Below are 17,367 nucleotides of genomic sequence, written 5' to 3' on the forward strand. Positions count from 1 at the left end.
ATTTTTTTTCGGCTATAGGGCCTTAAACCCGGAGATTCATCTCATCATGGCAAGTTCGGACTCTGCTATTTCCAATTTTCAGGGCAGCATGGTTGCCCTTGTTACACCCATGGATCCCAATGGGGGTCTGGATTTTGCCGCTTACCGAAAGCTGATCGACTGGCACATTCAGGAAGGAACGCGTGTGCTGGTGGTCGTTGGAACCTCGGGCGAATCGCCCACGGTGTCGGTTGATGAGCACGCTGAACTGATCAAGGTAGCCGTTGAACACGCGGCTGGCCGTGTGCCCGTGATTGCCGGTGTGGGTGGCAACTCCACTCGCGAGGCCATCGAACTGTCGCGTCACGCCCAGGAAGTGGGTGCAGACGCCGGTTTGTCGGTGGTGCCTTACTACAACCGTCCTACTCAGGAAGGCATGTACCAGCACTTCCGCGCCATTGCAGAAGCGGTGGATCTGCCGCAGTTCCTGTACAACGTGCCGGGTCGTACCGTGGCTGATCTGCAGAACGACACCGTGCTGCGTCTGGCTCAAATCCCCAACATCATCGGTATCAAGGACGCAACGGGCGATCTGGCTCGTGGCGGCTTGCTGCTGCGTGATGCCCCCGAAGATTTCATAGTGGTCAGCGGCGATGATCCTACCGCTGCTTCGTATATCTTGCTGGGCGCCAAAGGCAATATCTCCGTGACGGCCAACGTGGCCCCACGCCTGATGAGCCAGTTGTGCCAGGCCGCTTTGGATATGGACGTACCGACGGTACGCCGTTTGAATGCCTATCTGGCAGGTCTGAACAAGAACCTGTTTGTTGAGGCTAACCCCATCCCCGTGAAATGGGCAGTTGCAGAAATGGGCCTTACTCAGCTGGGATATCGTTTACCATTGACGCCGTTAAATGCACAGCATCACGAGTTGCTGCGTCAATCTTTGAAACTTGCGGATCTTCTTCCATGATTGCAAAGCCAGTTAATAAAAGCCTGATCGGGCTGTCTTTGAGCCTGTTGGTGCTGTCGGGCTGCTCGACGATGGACCAGATTATGGGCCAGGGCGAGTCGGTTAATTACAAGAGTACGGTAGCAGGCGATCCCTTGAGCATTCCGCCGGATCTGACCCAGGCCAACCGCGACGCACATTACCGTGCGCCAGAAGGTGCCACGTCTTACTCGGTCTACTCGCAAGGTCAAACCGCGCAGCAGGCCAAGGGCGGTGCCGATACGATCCTGCCTCAGTCTGATGCCATCAAGGTGATGCGCGATGGCGATCTGCGCTGGCTGGTCGTAGACCGCCCCGTGGAAGACCTGTTTCCCCGCATCGTCGATTTCTGGGGTGAGCATGGTTTTACCATTCAGTCCCAGGACCCCCGTGCCGGCTTGATTCAGACCGACTGGGCTGAAAACCGTGCCAAGATTCCAGAAAGCTGGATACGCAGTGCCTTGGGTTCCATCATTGACCAGGTCTTTGATAGCGGCGAACGTGACCGCTTCCGTACCCGCTTTGAGCGTGTCGGCAACAAAACCGAAATCTATGTGTCCCACCAGCACATGGAAGAAACACCCACGGCAGACGGTTCCGCCTTTAAATGGGTGTTCGCCAAAGAAGATCCAGGTCTGAATGCGGCCATGCTGGCTCGCATGATGGTCTTCCTGGGCTCGGATATTGAAACAGCACGTGAACAAGTAGCCAACGCTTCCAAGGATCCTTCCAGCGTTCAGGTCCAGGCGTCGGACAAGGGCGATCAGGCTGAGTTGATGCTGAACGAGTCCTTTGATCGTGCATGGCGTCGTGTTGGCGTAGCCATCGACTCCGCCGGTTTCTCGGTTGAGGATCGTGACCGTTCCGCTGGCGAGTTCTTCATCCGCTATCTGGATTCGGATACCGGCGAGAAGATCGAGCAGCAAAACATCATTGGCCGCATCTTCGGCAGCCGCAACACCGCCGAAGCCACGCCCTTCCGCATCAAGCTGAGCGCCCAAGGTGCTGGCACTCGCGTAACGGTGCTGGATCAGCAAGGTCAGGAGCAGACCACGCCGACAGCCAAGCGCATCATCAATGTGCTGTCTACCAATCTGCGCCCCGGCAACTGATTATTTTGAGTCGGCCTGCGGGCCGTCTGGAAAAAGCCCTGGTTTCATGCCAGGGCTTTTTTTATGCACTAGCTCCGTTCTGAGTTACTTTGGCTCTCTTTCTCTTGTCGAAGAGGAGCCAACAGGGGCCAGGAGTCTGGCGAGGTCAGCGCGATTAGCGTTGGCTTTCCCTTTACAGAAGAAGAGGTCGTTGAGAGCATTTCCTGAAAGGACACAGTCTCTTTTTCAGGCTACGCTGCGCTCTGTTTGTAGCGCCTGGATTGCGGTGCTCCCTGAAATGGTGCAAAGCCTTTCTTTGGCAGAGACTTGAGAGGGGCCATCTTTTATTTTGTGAGCAGAGTTAATCTTTCTTGAGCAGGGCTGGACTTTCTCTAAAACTGTAAAGATAATAGGAACCATTATCATTTAATGTGTTTTAGGGAGTGGCCCATGCTGAAATCGTTTTGCCGTAACGGTTTAAGTTTTTGCCTGCGTATGCTGCGTGGCACACAAGCCTCTGCTCACGCTCCTTCAGAACCGGGTGCTCGTATGCTGGCCATGATCGAGGCCTTGCCTCGTCGTCGTCGTGAAGCCTTTGTGCTGCATCGCTTCGAGGGCCTGAACTACAAAGAAATTGCGACACGCATGGGCACCAGCCCTCAAGTGGTTGAGCACTATATCCGCATGGCCATGTTGGCGTGCCGCCATAATCCGGCACCGCTCAATCGGGCGGACGGGGCAGTGCCGCGTCCGGCTGGTTCGTATGTCTAAGGACGAACACATGCAGCACATTGATGAGCAGGCCTTGAGCTGGCTGCTCAAACAGCACGACCACAAACATCAGAACGATGCCCGCAGCCAGTCTGCTTTCCGGGCCTGGTTGTCCATTGATCCCGAGCATCAGGCCGCCTTCTTGCGCTGGAAGCTGGAGTGGGAAGCCATGGATGGAATCAGCGAGGAGCATCTGAGTCGTTTGCGTGCAAACTCCCGGCAAGCCGCAGGCGCGGCAGGGTTGGGGACATGGCGTCAACGTTTGCTAAATAGCTGTTTGGACGCCTGGTCCACCAACCCGGCCTTGCGCTTTGCCTTGGGTGGCGCCGTGTGTCTACTGCTAGGCGTGGCGTTTCTGGGGAGTGTAGGTAGCTACTTTCTATAAGCCCTGTCCAAAGGCCTATTCTCTATCTTCCCAAGGCGAGCGTAAATATTGCGCAGCTTGCTGGATACGCTCATCCAGTGTTGTGGCTTCCAATCTGGGAATGACACCCAGGCAAGGGCTCGGCAGATAGTCATGCAGCGTTTGCAGGTTCTCCTGGGCATAACTCATCTCCGGCGCTATGTGGTTGACGACCCAGCCCAGCAAGTTCAAGCCGCTGGCGCGTATGGCTTGAACCGTCAGCAAAGCGTGATTCAAGGCACCCAAACGTAGACCGATAACCAGCACCACAGGTAGTTGCAAGACTTGCGCTAAATCTACGCCTGTCCGCCCTTGCCCCAAGGGCAGCATGAAGCCTCCTACTCCTTCAACGATTGCATAATCGGCCTGCTTCGCCACTGTTTGAACCGTTGTTTTGATCAGAGCCGGGTCTATTTCGATTCCTGCTTGTTCAGCCAGAATATGGGGTGCCGCAGCGGGCTTAAACAAGTACGGTGTCAGGGTTTCGGGAGCGAGCTTCAGGCTGGAATGCCGCGCCAGTGCATCCACATCTTCGTTCTGTAAACGTCCTTCTACCTCTACGGCCCCCGAAGCAATGGGTTTGATGCCGAGCGTGCGCGCGCCGCTTTGGCTTAGTAAATGAAGTAAAGCCGAGCTGATCAGCGTTTTGCCAATTTCCGTATCGGTGCCCGTCACAAAGCAGGCCCTCATGCGTATTCCTTCAGCAGACGACCCAGCCCATGCAGGCAATGCTCCACCTCTTTTGTGCCCCAGAGATAGCCGGGCATCAGGTACACCGTATTGCCGATAGGGCGTAGCATCAATCCCTGCTGCAAAGCAGAGCGGTAAAAGCGCCGGGCAAAGCCCTGGTGATCGTAGCGAGCTGGGCCTGTGTCCAGATCAAAGGCCCAGATTACCCCGCAGCGGCGCAGATGCTGCATCTTGGGATAGTGCCGGTTCAGTCTATGCAAACCTTCATCAAGAGCTTGTCCCAGCGTTTTTTGCAGCTCGTAGACGGGGTATTGCTGGAACAAGTCCAGCGTGGCCAGCGCGGCTCGGCAGGCCAGGGGATTGCCGGTATAAGAATGGGAATGCAGAAAGCCCCTGCGCAAGTCCTGGTCATAAAACCCTTGATAAATCGAGGGGCTGGATAGCACTACGGACAAGGGCAGCGTGCCGCCGGTAATTCCCTTGGACAAGCACAGCAGGTCAGGCCAGATACCGGCCTGCTCGCAGGCAAAGAACGTGCCGGTACGGCCGCAACCCACGGCAATCTCGTCCAGAATCAAATGCACCTGATAGCGGTCACACAGCTCGCGCACGCCGCGTAGATAGTCGGGGGAGTGCATGTGCATGCCAGCCGCACATTGCACTAGCGGCTCCAGAATGACGGCGGCAATGTCCTGATGACCATCCAGAATCTGCTCCAGCGAGTGCAGTGCGTTTTCGGTGACCTGCGTGTGTTCGTCCGGGCTAGTGGCTTGACGCAGATCGGGGCTGGCTGCGGTGTATTGCTGGCCCAGTTGTGTGCCGTAGTTTTCCCGAAACAAGGGCACGTCGGTCACGGCCAGAGCACCCAGTGTTTCGCCGTGGTATCCCTGCGCGATGCCTACAAAGCGGTGCTTGTGTTCCTGGCCTTGGTTGCGCCAGTAGTGCACGCTCAGCTTCAGGGCAATCTCAACCGCGGAAGCACCGTCGCTGGCATAAAAAGCATGCCCTAAACGATGGCTGCTCAAGGCGGCCAATCGTTCGGAAAGCTGCACAACCGGCTCATGGGTCAGGCCGCAGAGCATGATGTGATCCAGTTGCTGAACCTGATCGCTAATGGCTTGCACCAGATGCGGGTGGCTATGGCCAAACAGATTCACCCACCAGGAGCTGATAGCGTCCAGATAGGCGTTGCCGTCGGCATCATGAAGCCAGGCGCCTTGGGCGCGTTTGATTGCCAGTAGCGGCACGCCTTGATCGTGATGCTGCATTTGAGTGCAAGGATGCCAGACCGCTTGCAGGCTGCGTTGGGCCAAAGGGGGAAAGGAGTTTGAGTTCATGGCAAATCACCGTAAAGAGTGGGCGGCTTCATGTAGTGCCTGGACTAGTTTTTCAATGTCCTGTTGCCGGTGGGCGGCAGACAGGGATATGCGTAATCGGGCTTGATGGCGGGGAACGGTAGGCGGGCGTATGGCCGGTGCCCAAATACCTTTTTGCAGGAGGGTTTCGGCCAGTTGCAAAGCAGGTTCTACCTCGCCAATCAACAGGCTTTGCACGGGCGTATCGGAGGGAGCTAGACGCCAGGGCAGATCCTGGCTCAAGGTTTGCAGCGTCTGGATATGCTCTTTCAACAAGGTCCGCTGGGGCTGGGCTTGTTTGATCAGTTGCAGACAGGCCAGCAAGGACGCACAATGCGCCGGGGCCAAGCCGGTGCTGTACACATAGCTGCGGGCGGATTGCGTGAACCAGTCGGCCAGCTTGCGGGAGCAGGCAATAAATGCACCACCCTGACCGGCCGCCTTGCCAAACGTCCCCAGATAAATAAGACGTCGCCGCTGCGTGGTCGTGAGCTGGAAATGCTCAGGCGCTCCGCGTCCGTTCTCACCCAAAATTCCCAGACCATGTGCATCGTCCAGATACAGCAAGGCATCGTGGCGTTCGCATAAGGCGATCAGCTCATCGACCGGGGCTATTGTCCCGTCCATGCTGAACAGGCTGTCCGAGATCACCAGTTTGAAGCCTGGTGTTGGCCTGCCGAGCAAATCATCCAGCCGTGCCATATCCCTATGGGGATAGACACGTAAACGAGCGCCGGATAGGCGGCTGGCATCAATCAGGCTGGCGTGGTTCAGCCTGTCACAAAAGATCGTGTCGCCCGTTCCGATCAGCGCGGGAATCACGCCCAAGCTGGCTTGATAACCGCTGACAAAAAGACGGCTGGCCTCGAAGCCGCTCCATTCAGCCAGCTCCTGCTCCAGTGCTTGAGCCAGCGCATGATGCCCACAAATCAGCGGGGATGCCGTCGCTCCGGCGACGTCTTGTGCTTCTAGCCGTTTGAGTTGTGGATGCTGACTAAGGCCCAGATAGTCATTGCTGGCGAAATTCAGCAAGACCTGGCCATTGCGTTCGATATGGGCGTTTGGCAAGGGGCGGCTGATTGCTCTGTGGCGCCACAGTTTCCTGGTCTTCAAAGTTTCCAGTTGTTGATCCAGATGAACGAGAAAAGCACTCATGACTGTGCCGCCCGGTATTGAACCGGCAAGCGGTTCCAGCCCCGATAGGCGGGGAGCCGAATACGCTCACCTTGCGTCCATTGCAGGCGAGGGAGCAAAGGCAGGAATTGCTCAAGTACGAGCTTGGCTTCCAGCTGCACCAAACCGGCTCCCAGGCAATGATGAATTCCGTGTCCCATGGATAGCTCGGCCTGATTGTTGCGGCTGAAGTCCAGATCGTCGGGATTGGCAAACACCGCCGGATCGCGGTTGGCAGCGCCCAAGAGCAAAAGCAGCAACTGTCCCTTGCGCAAATGCTGACCATGCCAGTGCTGGTCATGCATCAAACGTCTGGCTGTGTACTGAATCGGGCTGTCGTGACGCAGCACTTCTTTGATCGCGGCAGGAATTTTCTGCGGATTCGATAGCAAGTCCTGCAGCGTTGTGGAGTCGGCCAGCAGTGTTTGAAACAGGGAGCTAAGCAGATGCCGGGAGGTTTCATAACCTGCAAAGAGCAACATACAGGACTGTGCCAAGCGCTCGCGCCTGCCTTGAAGGGAAGGCTGCTCATCATGCAAAAGCCGCCAGGCCAACCCGCCTTCTTGCAGATTGGCACCGTTGCCTAGAAAGTCAGCCATATCCAGCAAGGCGTCCTGAGTGCTTCTTAGCAAAGGCATATCCGGCGTGGCTTGTCCGATAAAACCTGCCAGTTGCTCTGACCAGGCCTGAAAAACAGACAAAGGCAGGTGCTGCAAACCGAGCACGTCCATCATGACCAAGGCGGGGAGCGGGCGACAGACCTCATCAACCAGATCCGCAGATCCGTGCCGCAGCTTGGCTTTTAACTCCAGGTGGATGTGCGCAACGCGCTTTTCAATCGTGCTGTGCAGGGTTTCCAAAGCCTTCGCACTAAAAGCCGCATTCACTACTCGTCTGACGCGTGTGTGACGGGGGCGGTCCAGAAAGACCAGTGTCCTGGCCATCAAGGCCTTGAAGGCTTGCAAACGAGGGGATGGATCAGCGCCAGCCTGGGCCACCCACCCGCCAACACGCCGCACGCTTAAATCGGGATTGCGCAGGGCAGCTTGTACATCGCTGTGCCTATGAACTAACCACGCCCCACCGCAGAAATCCGCATCCCAAACCAAAGGCGGCCCCTGACGAAGACGGGCATAAGCCGCATAGGGTGACGCAAGATCGAAATCGCCAAACATGACACCGTTTCCTGAAGATCAAAGCCAGCGCAGGCTAGCACTTGAGCGTGGAAGAGGCAGTCAATAGATTGTGTCTATTAATTCTTACAGGGTTTTTTGCCTGCAGTAGGGCTAAGTTGCAGGTTTATAGTGCTTATTGATGGGTTTTTTGTGACTAGTTTTTACAATAAAATCAGTGGTATTCAAGGCAGTAATCCTGCATGGGCAAGGGGAATGTTCTTGCCATTCAGGCCAGAAACTCTGTTCTGGCCTGAATGGGTTTTTATGAGTTACCGAGCATCAGACGCCGCCGGAAGCCCCTCAGTACCCAGCTTTTCCGTTTTACGCTGCGGCAACTTTCCATTCAAAATAAAGTACGCCAGCAGACCGATCACCAGGCCCCAGAAAGCCCCGCCAATCCCGAACAGGGTGATATTGGCGGCTGATGCCAAAAAGGTAATCAAGGCTGCTTCACGCGATTTGACGTCTGCCATGGCTCCCGCCAGGCTGCCGCCAATGGTGCCCAGCAAAGCCAAGCCCGCCAGCGTGGTAATAAAGCTCGCAGGGAAGGCCATGAACACAGCGGCCAGGGTTACTCCGAAAACGCCAACCAGAATGTAGAACACACCGGCGGCAATCCCGGCAACCCAGCGTTTGGAAGGATCCTGGTGCGCCTCTGGCCCGGTGCAGATAGCGGCGGTAATGGCGGCTACGTTCATGGCATGGGAGCCAAAGGGAGCCATGATCAACGAACCCAGTCCTGTCACCCAGACAATTGGGTTGGCACTGGTACGAAAACCGTCGTTACGCAGGACCAGCATGCCGGGCATGTATTGGCCGGTCAGCGTGATCAGGAATAAGGGCAAGGCGACGCTTAGCAAGGCATTCAGGGTGAATACTGGCATGGTGAATACCGGCGCGGCCAGTTCCAGTTTCAGGCCACTCAGGTCTACGCGATGCTCCAGCAGCAGAAAGCTCAGGCCCAGGATCAGAATGCCGACCACTGCGTAGCGTGCGGAAAAGCGTTTGATGATCAGGTAGGCCAGAATCAGCAGACCTGCCAGTTTCGGGTCCAGTGTCATGCTGCCAAATGCGCCAATGCCAAATTGCAGCAGAATGCCGGCCAGCAGACCGGCAGCGATGCCGTTGGGGATCAGACGGATCAGGCGCTCGAAGTAGGAGGACAGGCCCAGGACCACAAAGGCCGCTGCCGAGATCAGGTAGGCGCCGACGGCTTCTTCATATGGCGTGGTGGCCAGAGCCGTAACCAGAAATGCAGCGGCGGGCGTGGACCAGGCGGTGATGATGGGTTCGCGCGAAACCCAGCTCAAGAGCAAACCGGTAACACCCACGCCAATGGAAATTGACCAGACCCAGGAGGCGGTCAGCTCAGGGCTGAGGCCGGCTACTTTGGCGGCCTGGAAAACCAGAATAAAGGTGCCGCCGTAGTTGACGATGACCGAGATCAGGCCGGCCACGATAGGCGGGATCAGGTCGCTGACTAGAGAGGATGAGGTCGATCGGGAGGTAGACATAGTGCTCTGCGCTTTCCAAAAGGAGAGATGACAAACGAGCACTATTTATAGCGATTAAATGGACTGGCCAGATAGGACGCTTTTTGGGTGTAGGGCAGACCACTTTTGGGTTGGGTAGGTGCCTGACTAGATTGAGTGGGGTGGCTACGTGATTTTGAATGTGGCCCGAGCTGGATTGAAGCTCGGCTGCAAAGCCACTAATGGTGGCTTTATGACGAATTGCTCGTCTTGTGAATCGCGTTGTTCATGATAGTGCTTTTTCTTGCTGGATGGCGTGAATAAAATACTGTGGCAACTGCAACTGCAACTGCAACTGCAACTGCAACTGCAACTGCAACTGCAACCGGCAAATGTATCGGTTTTTCGATTCCTGAGGTGTTAGCAATAAAAAAGCGAAGCAGCCTGCAAGCTGCCCCGCTTCTTTTCTGAACTCGCCAGAGTTAGTGGCTCAGTGCTCAGTTTTCCTTGAACTGCAGCCAGCCGTCATCCAGCCAGGCATTCAGCATTTCGCGTTCATCTTCATCCAGGGCTTCGAAACTGTCGCTGGGGATCAAGAGTTCACGTTGGTCAGCCAATTGTTTCAGGGCCGGGCTGGCGGGGCAGGGGGCGACCTCACCGTTGATATACAGCTCATCGCCGCGATACATCATGCGCGAGCAGCGATCTAAAGCCAAGCGGCCTGCAGGCAGCTCGGGGTCATGCAGATCAACCGGGTCTTCGGCAATGTCGAACCAGCTATTACTGGGCAATTCGGTCAGCCAGACGCCCAGGAACCGTGAGGCCAATGCTTCGTCAAAACGAATGGCGTTCAAGGCATCCAGCGACTTCTGAACAAGCTTCTCCGGCAAGGCGGCAGGTGTGGTGCTGGCCTGGGCATCCGGGTCGGTGTAGCGCTGCTGCAGGCTCTCGGGCATGGGCATCGGTGGGTCGGCATACAAGCCAAAGCCTTCGCCACTGGCGGCGGCCAACTGATCCGAGGCGGCATCCATCAAACCACGGGCCAGCGTTGCCTGGGTAGGCGAGCGAAAGCCGATGGAAATCGTCATGCAGTCGCCCATTGCAATCCCGTCATGTGCCACGTGCGGGGGCAGATACAGCATGTCGCCGGGTTCCAGCGTGAACTCTTCTTCTACCTGGAAATTGCGCAGAATCTTCAAGGGCAGGTCGGGCACCAGGCTCAGGTCTTTTTGCTGGCTGATACGCCAGTGACGCTTGCCGTGGGCTTGCAGCAGGAACACATCGTAGCTGTCGAAGTGTGGGCCTACGCCACCGCCGTCTGAAGCAATGCTGATCATGGCGTCGTCCAGACGGGCATCGCCAATGAAGCGGAACTGACGCATCAGGGCGGCGGTGTTGTCGTCGTGCAGATCCACGCTTTGTGCCAGGGCGGTCCAGTTGGGCTGCGAGGCGGGCGGCAGCTCGTCAAAAGGCCCGGTTTCCATTTCCCAGTCTTCGCCGTCATGGATGATCAGGCGCGACTCGACTTCTTCACGCATTACCAGCTCGCGGATATTGTCTATGCTCAGCGAGTGCTTGAAATTAGGGATGGCGCCGCGTATCAATAAAGGTTTGCGTTGCCAGTAGGTTTGCATGAACTCATGCGCGCTGATGCCGCCCAAAAGGGTCAATGGCTGGTCGATAGTCATGGACTGCCCGAACAAGAATTAAATTAGCCCGTAGCTTAACTGATCCGGCCTGTCCCGGTGTATGGCTAGCCTGCGTATCAGGCGTATCCAGCGCAAAGAATCCAGAGAAATACTTGCGATATAGAGTGATTGACTCACGGTGGGGGGGCTAAGAATGATTGATTGTCGATCTGCTCGCCAACGGTCCTCGGAAAACCACATAAAAAAAGGAGCCTCTTGGGCTCCCTTCTGGACTGTTTAACCCGTCGCCTTCATCTCTTTTTTCCAGCGGTACAGCAAATCCAGGGCGTCGCGTGCGCTCAGGTCATCCACATCCAGTTGCTTGAACTGATCCAGCAGGTCCAGTGCTTTTTCTGTGGTCGGATCAGGCTCGGCGACCGTGGCTTCCGGAGCGCTGCCTGCATTGAACAAATCCAACTGTGCGCTAGGATCGTTTTGTGCTTCCAGACGGCTTAGCTCGCGACTGGCCTGACGGATGACCGCAGAGGGAATGCCGGCACGTTGTGCAACTTGAATCCCGTAGCTGCGGCTGGCGGGGCCTTCCTGAACTTCGTGCAGGAACACAATGCCTGAAGCCGATTCTGCGGCGGCCAAGTGCACGTTGGCTGCGGCAGGCAATTCGTTGGGCAGGCGTGTGATCTCGAAATAGTGCGTGGCAAACAGGGTCAGTGCCTGATTGTGGCTGAGCAAGCGATGCGCGATAGACCAGGCCAGGGCCAGACCATCATAGGTGGAAGTACCGCGGCCAATTTCATCCATCAGTACCAGGCTGTAAGGGGTGGCGCCGGCCAGAATAGCTGCTGCTTCAGTCATTTCCATCATGAAGGTGGAGCGGCCACCGGCCAGGTCATCAGCCGCACCGATACGGGTAAAGATGCGGTCGATCTGGCCGATACGGGCTGTGCTTGCCGGTACGAAACTACCAATGCGGGCCAGCAAGGCAATCAGGGCAACCTGACGCATATAGGTGGATTTACCGCCCATATTCGGGCCGGTAATCAGCAACATGCGACGCTGCGCGTGCATTTCACAATGGTTGGGCGTGAAGCGCTCGATGCTGTGCTCCACCACAGGGTGACGGCCTGCTTCAATCCAGATACCAGCCTGCTCGGTCAGCTCGGGGGCGACCCAATTATTGTCCAGTGCGTGCAAGGCCAGGGAGGACAGGGTATCCAGTTCGGCCAGGGCGCTGGAGCACAAGGCCAAGGGGCCTGCATAGCTTTGCAGCTTGTCCAGCAATTCATCGAACAGGAACTTCTCGCGGCTCAGACTGCGGTCCTTGGCGGACAGGACCTTGTCCTCCCACTCTTTCAATTCAGGCGTGATGAAGCGCTCGGCATTTTTCAGTGTCTGGCGGCGGCGGTAGTCGTCGGGTACCTTGTCGGCCTGACCGCGACTGACTTCAATAAAGAAACCATGCACACGGTTGTATTCGACGCGCAAGGTAGCAATGCCGGTGCGCTCGCGTTCGCGGGCTTCGATCTTCACCAGCACATCGCCGCTATCGCTGGCCAGGCTGCGTAGCTCGTCCAGATCCGCATCGTAGCCATCGGCAATGACACCACCATCGCGTATCAGCAAGGCGGGCTCGGAGGCGATGGCAGACTGCAGCAAGGAAGCCAGCTCCGGGTCCAGAGCCAGACTTAACAAATGCCCATGCAAGTGTTCAGACTGAGCAAAGTTCTGTTCCAGCTCCCGACGTAGTTCAGGCAGTGTCACCAGCGCATCGCGCAAGCTGGCCAGCTCCCGAGGACGCACGCTGCGTAGCGAAATACGCGTGGCAATACGCTCCAGGTCCGGGAAGCGGCGCAGGGCATGGCGCAGCACACCCAAAGGATCGCCTGCATTCAAGCTGGCGCTTTGCTGGGTTTGGAAGAACAGGGACACCACATCCTGACGCTGCTGAACGGCGTGGTTCAAGCGCAAGGGGTGATGCAGCCAGCGGCGCAGCAAACGGCTGCCCATAGGGGTCTGGCAATGATCCAGCGTGGAGAACAGGGTTGGGCTGGTTTCACCGCTAATGGTTTCGGTAATTTCCAGATTCTTGCGCGTGACGGCATCCAGCACCAGAAAGTCCGAGCTGTGCTGAACGCGGATAGCGGTGATGTGGACCAGGGACTGAGATTGTGTGCTGCCGACATAACGCAGCAAGGCTCCGGCTGCCGCCGTCGCCGCAGGCAGATCGTCCAGACCAAAGCTGGCTAAAGAATCCAGGTCAAAATGGTCCAGCAAGGTTTCGCGTGAACCGTCCTGTGCAAAGTGCCAATCCGGCAGGGTGTGGCAACTGGCTTGCGGCAGTTCCGGGGCAGGGCGCAGCGATTCGGGATAGACCAGTTCTACCGGGCCGATACGATTCAGTTCCGTATCCAGCATGTCCGGTTCGCACTGGCTGACCAGAAACTCGCCACTGGCCAGGTTCATCCAGGCCAGCCCCACCATTTCCTGACGTTGCACCTTGATCAGTGTGCAGGCGGCAATCAGGCGGTCTGCCTTGGGAGGCAACAAGGCGTCATCCGTCAGTGTGCCGGGGGTGACCACACGCATGATCTTGCGCTCGACCGGACCTTTGCTGGCAGCCGGGTCACCGACCTGCTCACAGATGGCGACGGATTCGCCCAAGGCCACCAAACGCGCCAGATAACCTTCCATGGCGTGAAAAGGCACACCAGCCATGGGGATAGGCTCGCCGTTGGAGGAACCGCGCTTGGTCAGCGTCAGGTTCAGCAGGCGTGCGCCGCGTTCGGCATCGGCGTAGAACATCTCATAGAAGTCCCCCATCCGATAGAACAGCAGATGCGAGCCAGCCTCCGCTTTGAGCTGAAGGTATTGACGCATCATGGGCGTGTGGGCGGACAGATCGGCAGCAGAAGTCATAGCGCAGTACAGGTCAGGGAATTCAACAACAAGGCCGCCCAGAAGGCGGCTGAGTCGATATTGTAGCGAGGGCAGTCAAGTGGGGGATAGGGAAGCGGCTGATTTAGTCCCGCGTGTTTCTCCTTAAGGTGCAGGGATATCCCGATTTTGAGCATGGAAGTGCTTAATGCAATAATACAAATGATAATCACTTCTATTTCTAACACGGGATATTGAAATGTTCACACGTCGCCTTGCTTTGTCTGTCTTGTCTGCCGCTTTGCTAAGTGCCGGATCTTTTGCCCATGCCCAGCCGTCCGAGTCGGTCTCGCTGCCCTTGACGCCGGAGCTGGCGCAAAAGACGTCAATTACGGCAGAAGGGGCTTTGCGCAAGGATCTGGCTTACGGGGTTTATCAAACGGTTTACAGCCCGTTTGATAAGTCCTTGTATGTGGCCTCGGCAGAGCGTGCGCCTTCGGTTCGGGGTGGTGTGATCTATAAACTGGACCCCATCACTCTGGATGTAAAGGGGACGATTTATACCGATGAAAGTAACTTCGGCCTGGCGACGAACGCGTCGGGCGACACCCTGTACGTCACCAATAGTCTGGCTGCTGCCGTCTCCAAAGTTGAGCTGAAAGAGGACGGGAGCCTGGAGCGAGTCCGCTTTAGCAATACCAGTTTTGATGACACCAAAATGGGGCCGCGCACGATTCGTCACGACCCCCAGCAAGGCCGTGTGTATGTGGGGGCCGTAGGTGCGCCGGCCGTGATCTGGGTGCTGGATGATCGTAATCTGGAACTGATCGACACCATTGAAAACGCAGGCAAATGGGTGACCGGTCTGCTGATAGATTCGGGATCGCATCGTCTGTATGCCGCCAATGGCGACGGCGAAGTGATGGTGATCAATACCCAAACCAACAAGATCGAACAGCGCTGGAAACCGGCTGGCGCCAAACCCGCCTTGCTCTTGAATTTTGCGCTGGATTCCAGCCGCAATCGTCTGTACGTGACCGAGACCAAAGACCAGAAAACCGTGTATGTGCTGGATGCCCGCAACGGCAAATTGCTGCAGGAACTGCCGGTGGGGGATGCCATGGATGTCTTGTATAACGCTGATCGCGACGAGCTGTATTTGACTCACCGCGAGCAAGGCAAAGTGTCTGTGCTGGATGGCGGCAGCTATGCGATCAAGGCGCAATACAACTTGCCTGATAACCCCAACAGCCTGGAGCTGGGCCCGGATAGCCAGTTGTACGTCACCGTTAAAGCTCCTTCCACTCCGCAGTACAAAGCCAGCAAGCGCGAAAGTGTGGTGCGTATTGACCTGAAGAACATCAAGGCTTGATAGGTAATCGTGATGACCAGCTTATTCAAGCCTTGCCTGGGACGCTCTCTTGTCCTGTCTCTGTTTGCTCTTCATTGTCAGGCTCAGGCGCAAGACCAGAGGGATGTTGCCCAGCCGCAGGAGTTGTCCACCATTACCGTTAATGCCAGTGCGGATGCGTCGCGTCAGGGCTTGTTGCCGGAGTATGCGGGCGGTCAGGTCGCCAGCGGCGGGCGAGTGGGGATATTGGGTTCTCTTGAAAACATGGACTCGCCTTTCAGCGTCAATAGCTACACCAGCCGCTATATCGAGCAATTGCAGGCGTCGACCGTAGCCGATGTGGTGCGCCATGATCCTTCCGTGCGCGTGGCCCGTGGTTTTGGCAATTTTCAGGAAAGTTTTTTCATTCGGGGCTTTTTGACGGCGTCCGATGATATTGCCTACAACGGTTTGTTTGGTTTGCTGCCCCGGCAAGCGACGGCTGCCGAACTGGCCGAGCGTATTGAAGTGCTGCATGGCGCAGGTGGCTTTCTGTACGGTGCCGCGCCTTCCGGCGGTGGTATTGGGGGCACGATCAATGTGCTGCCCAAACGGGCTGGCGAGAGCCCGCTGACCAAGGTCGGTGCAGGTTATGGCAGTGGCGGGCAAAGCCAGATCAAGGCGGATATTGCGCGTCGTTTTGCCGATGATGCGGCAGGCATTCGTATCAATGCCATCAAACGCAGTGGTGATACGGCGGTCGACAATGAGCACACCAGTCTGGACCTGTACACAGTAGGGGTGGATTGGCGTGGTGAGCGTGTACGTTTGTCGGCGGACTTGGGCTATCAAGAACATAAGCTGCGTGAAGTCCGGCCTAATGTGGCTTTAAAGGCGGGCTTGTCCGCTTTGCCGGGCTTGCCTTCGCACACGCGCAACTTCGCCCAGCCCTGGACCTACTCTAATGAGAAAACCATTTTTGGGACGGTACGCGGGGAATATGATCTGAATGATTCCATGACCCTGTGGGCTGCTTTCGGTATGAAAGATGGCAAGGAAAAAAATCAGCTTGCGACTCAGACGGTAACGGATGCCGTTTCTGGAAAAACCACCTTCTCGCGTTTCAACAATTCCCGACGTGATGACGTGAAAACAGGCGAGTTGGGTTTGCGAGCCAGTTTTGAGACCGGGCCTGTGTTGCATGAGCTGGTCGCTGCTGCTTCTTTGTATGACCACAAAGAGAAAAATGCCTGGGCTATGGGTAGCGTGCAGGAAAGTAATCTTTATGATCCTGTGAATCACGCCTTGTCACCCTTCGCTTATACCGGGGGAGATTTGGGTTCACCCGCTTTGGTGGGACGCACCAAACTGACCAGTTATACCCTGGGCGATCTGATGTATCTCTGGGATGACAGGCTGGAAGTCATGTTGGGGCTGCGCCATCAAATCATGGAAACGCGCAGCTATGACTATGGCACCCAGGCCTTACAGCGTAAAGATCGTCAGCAGCACACCAGCCCTGCTGCGGGTGTGGTGTTCAAGCTGACTGATGAATGGGCTTTGTACGGCAACTACACGGAAAGCCTGGCGCAAGGCGATCTGGCACCGACTCGCTTTAACAATCAGCCGGTTCAAAACGCCGGGCAGCGCTTGTCGGCCTTTGTGGCCAAGCAAAAAGAGCTGGGAATCAAGTACGACAACGGTTCCATGGGCGGTGGGCTGACCTTCTTCACCACGACCAAACCGCGTGGTGTGGTGAACGACGATCTGCGCTTTGTGGAAGCGGGCAAGGATCGCCATGACGGGTTGGAGCTGAGCTTCTACGGCCAGTTGACGGACTCCCTGCGCATTCTGGGTGGGGTGACCGCCTTGGACACCAAGCAGAAAAACACGGGTGACCCGCTGAGTGAAGGTCAGCGCGTGATTGGCGTGCCGCGTTGGCAAGGCAGTCTCTGGGCCTAACCTGGGATGTGCCGCAGGTGACAGGCTTGTCGCTGGATACGCAGTTGCTGGCAACCGGTGCCCGTTACGCGGATTCGGCCAATGCGATCCGTGTGCCAGGTTGGGTGCGTTGGGATCTGGGGGCCAGCTATCAGCGCAAGATTTCCGGTGTGCCCATGACGTTCAGGGCCAGTGTCGAGAATGTGGCCGATACGGCGTATTGGGCTTCGGTCGGTGGCTATCCCAATAATGGCTATCTGGTCTTGTCGCAGCCACGCACGTTCATGCTGAGTGTCTCGGCGGAGTTTTAAGGAAAGGACCGGGCAGGGGGCACACTTCTGCCTGTTCTCCACCACATAGGGCGTCCAGCAAGTGTTTGACGCCCTTATCTCAAGCCCATCGCTATAACTTTTACAAAATAAATGTCCGGAAAGTGGGCTCTCAAACGTCTTTATAAGGAAGGCCTGAAAAAGGAC

The 17,367-nt window shown here is 56.6% G+C and carries 12 protein-coding genes and 1 pseudogene; 6 read left to right on the forward strand and 7 right to left on the reverse strand.

The genetic code is table 11. The features are described from left to right. Positions 1-46: 46 nt before the first annotated feature. The 4 genes from dapA (at position 47) to KOE80_RS05345 (ending at position 3,217) form a co-directional block, all read left to right on the forward strand. Positions 47-952: a 4-hydroxy-tetrahydrodipicolinate synthase gene (gene dapA / locus KOE80_RS05330; RefSeq protein WP_009457899.1), complete on the forward strand. Its 906-nt coding sequence runs from the start codon at positions 47-49 to the stop codon at positions 950-952. Continuing rightward, positions 949-2,082 carry an outer membrane protein assembly factor BamC gene (bamC, locus tag KOE80_RS05335; RefSeq protein WP_009457893.1) on the forward strand — a complete coding sequence of 378 codons (1,134 nt, stop codon included), beginning with the start codon at positions 949-951 and terminating at the stop codon, positions 2,080-2,082. The genes dapA and bamC overlap by 4 nt, the downstream gene beginning before the upstream one ends. A gap of 429 nt (positions 2,083-2,511) precedes the next feature. After that, complete coding sequence (locus tag KOE80_RS05340) at positions 2,512-2,832, forward strand: sigma factor-like helix-turn-helix DNA-binding protein (RefSeq protein WP_083054060.1); 321 nt, start codon at positions 2,512-2,514, stop codon at positions 2,830-2,832. 10 nt (positions 2,833-2,842) lie between these two features. Then, on the forward strand, positions 2,843-3,217 hold the full coding sequence (locus KOE80_RS05345; RefSeq protein WP_226348567.1) for a FecR/PupR family sigma factor regulator: 375 nt from the start codon (positions 2,843-2,845) through the stop codon (positions 3,215-3,217). Between the two features lie 15 nt (positions 3,218-3,232). Here KOE80_RS05345 and bioD read toward each other — a convergent pair whose 3' ends face one another. From bioD to mutS, 7 genes are all read right to left on the reverse strand, one after another. Further along, the gene (gene bioD, locus KOE80_RS05350) at positions 3,233-3,925 is read right to left on the reverse strand and encodes a dethiobiotin synthase (RefSeq protein WP_226348568.1); all 693 of its coding nucleotides are present in this window, start codon (positions 3,923-3,925) and stop codon (positions 3,233-3,235) included. Continuing rightward, positions 3,922-5,262 carry an adenosylmethionine--8-amino-7-oxononanoate transaminase gene (gene bioA, locus KOE80_RS05355; RefSeq protein ID WP_226348569.1) on the reverse strand — a complete coding sequence of 447 codons (1,341 nt, stop codon included), beginning with the start codon at positions 5,260-5,262 and terminating at the stop codon, positions 3,922-3,924. Before bioA ends, bioD begins: the two co-directional genes overlap by 4 nt. Positions 5,263-5,268: 6 nt before the next feature. Beyond that, on the reverse strand, positions 5,269-6,435 hold the full coding sequence (locus KOE80_RS05360; protein WP_226348570.1) for an aminotransferase class I/II-fold pyridoxal phosphate-dependent enzyme: 1,167 nt from the start codon (positions 6,433-6,435) through the stop codon (positions 5,269-5,271). Further along, the gene (locus KOE80_RS05365; protein WP_226348571.1) at positions 6,432-7,628 is read right to left on the reverse strand and encodes a cytochrome P450; all 1,197 of its coding nucleotides are present in this window, start codon (positions 7,626-7,628) and stop codon (positions 6,432-6,434) included. The genes KOE80_RS05360 and KOE80_RS05365 overlap by 4 nt, the downstream gene beginning before the upstream one ends. 269 nt (positions 7,629-7,897) lie before the next feature. Next, on the reverse strand, positions 7,898-9,142 hold the full coding sequence (locus KOE80_RS05370) for a benzoate/H(+) symporter BenE family transporter (protein ID WP_115634127.1): 1,245 nt from the start codon (positions 9,140-9,142) through the stop codon (positions 7,898-7,900). A 455-nt stretch (positions 9,143-9,597) separates the two neighbouring features. Beyond that, positions 9,598-10,788, reverse strand: coding sequence for a JmjC domain-containing protein (locus KOE80_RS05375; protein WP_226348572.1), 1,191 nt, complete (start codon positions 10,786-10,788; stop codon positions 9,598-9,600). 237 nt (positions 10,789-11,025) lie between these two features. Then, complete coding sequence (mutS, locus tag KOE80_RS05380; protein WP_060185671.1) at positions 11,026-13,662, reverse strand: DNA mismatch repair protein MutS; 2,637 nt, start codon at positions 13,660-13,662, stop codon at positions 11,026-11,028. 217 nt (positions 13,663-13,879) lie between these two features. On the opposite strand from mutS, the gene KOE80_RS05385 reads away from it, so the two are divergent. Continuing rightward, a complete protein-coding gene (locus KOE80_RS05385; RefSeq protein WP_226348573.1) occupies positions 13,880-14,992 on the forward strand; it encodes a YncE family protein in 1,113 nt (370 codons plus the stop codon). A gap of 12 nt (positions 14,993-15,004) precedes the next feature. Continuing rightward, positions 15,005-17,202, forward strand: a pseudogene (locus KOE80_RS05390) (TonB-dependent receptor). The last annotated feature ends 165 nt before the right edge of the window (positions 17,203-17,367 follow it).

This window comes from Alcaligenes sp. 13f, from assembly GCF_020496585.1.
Lineage (GTDB): Bacteria > Pseudomonadota > Gammaproteobacteria > Burkholderiales > Burkholderiaceae_B > Alcaligenes > Alcaligenes phenolicus.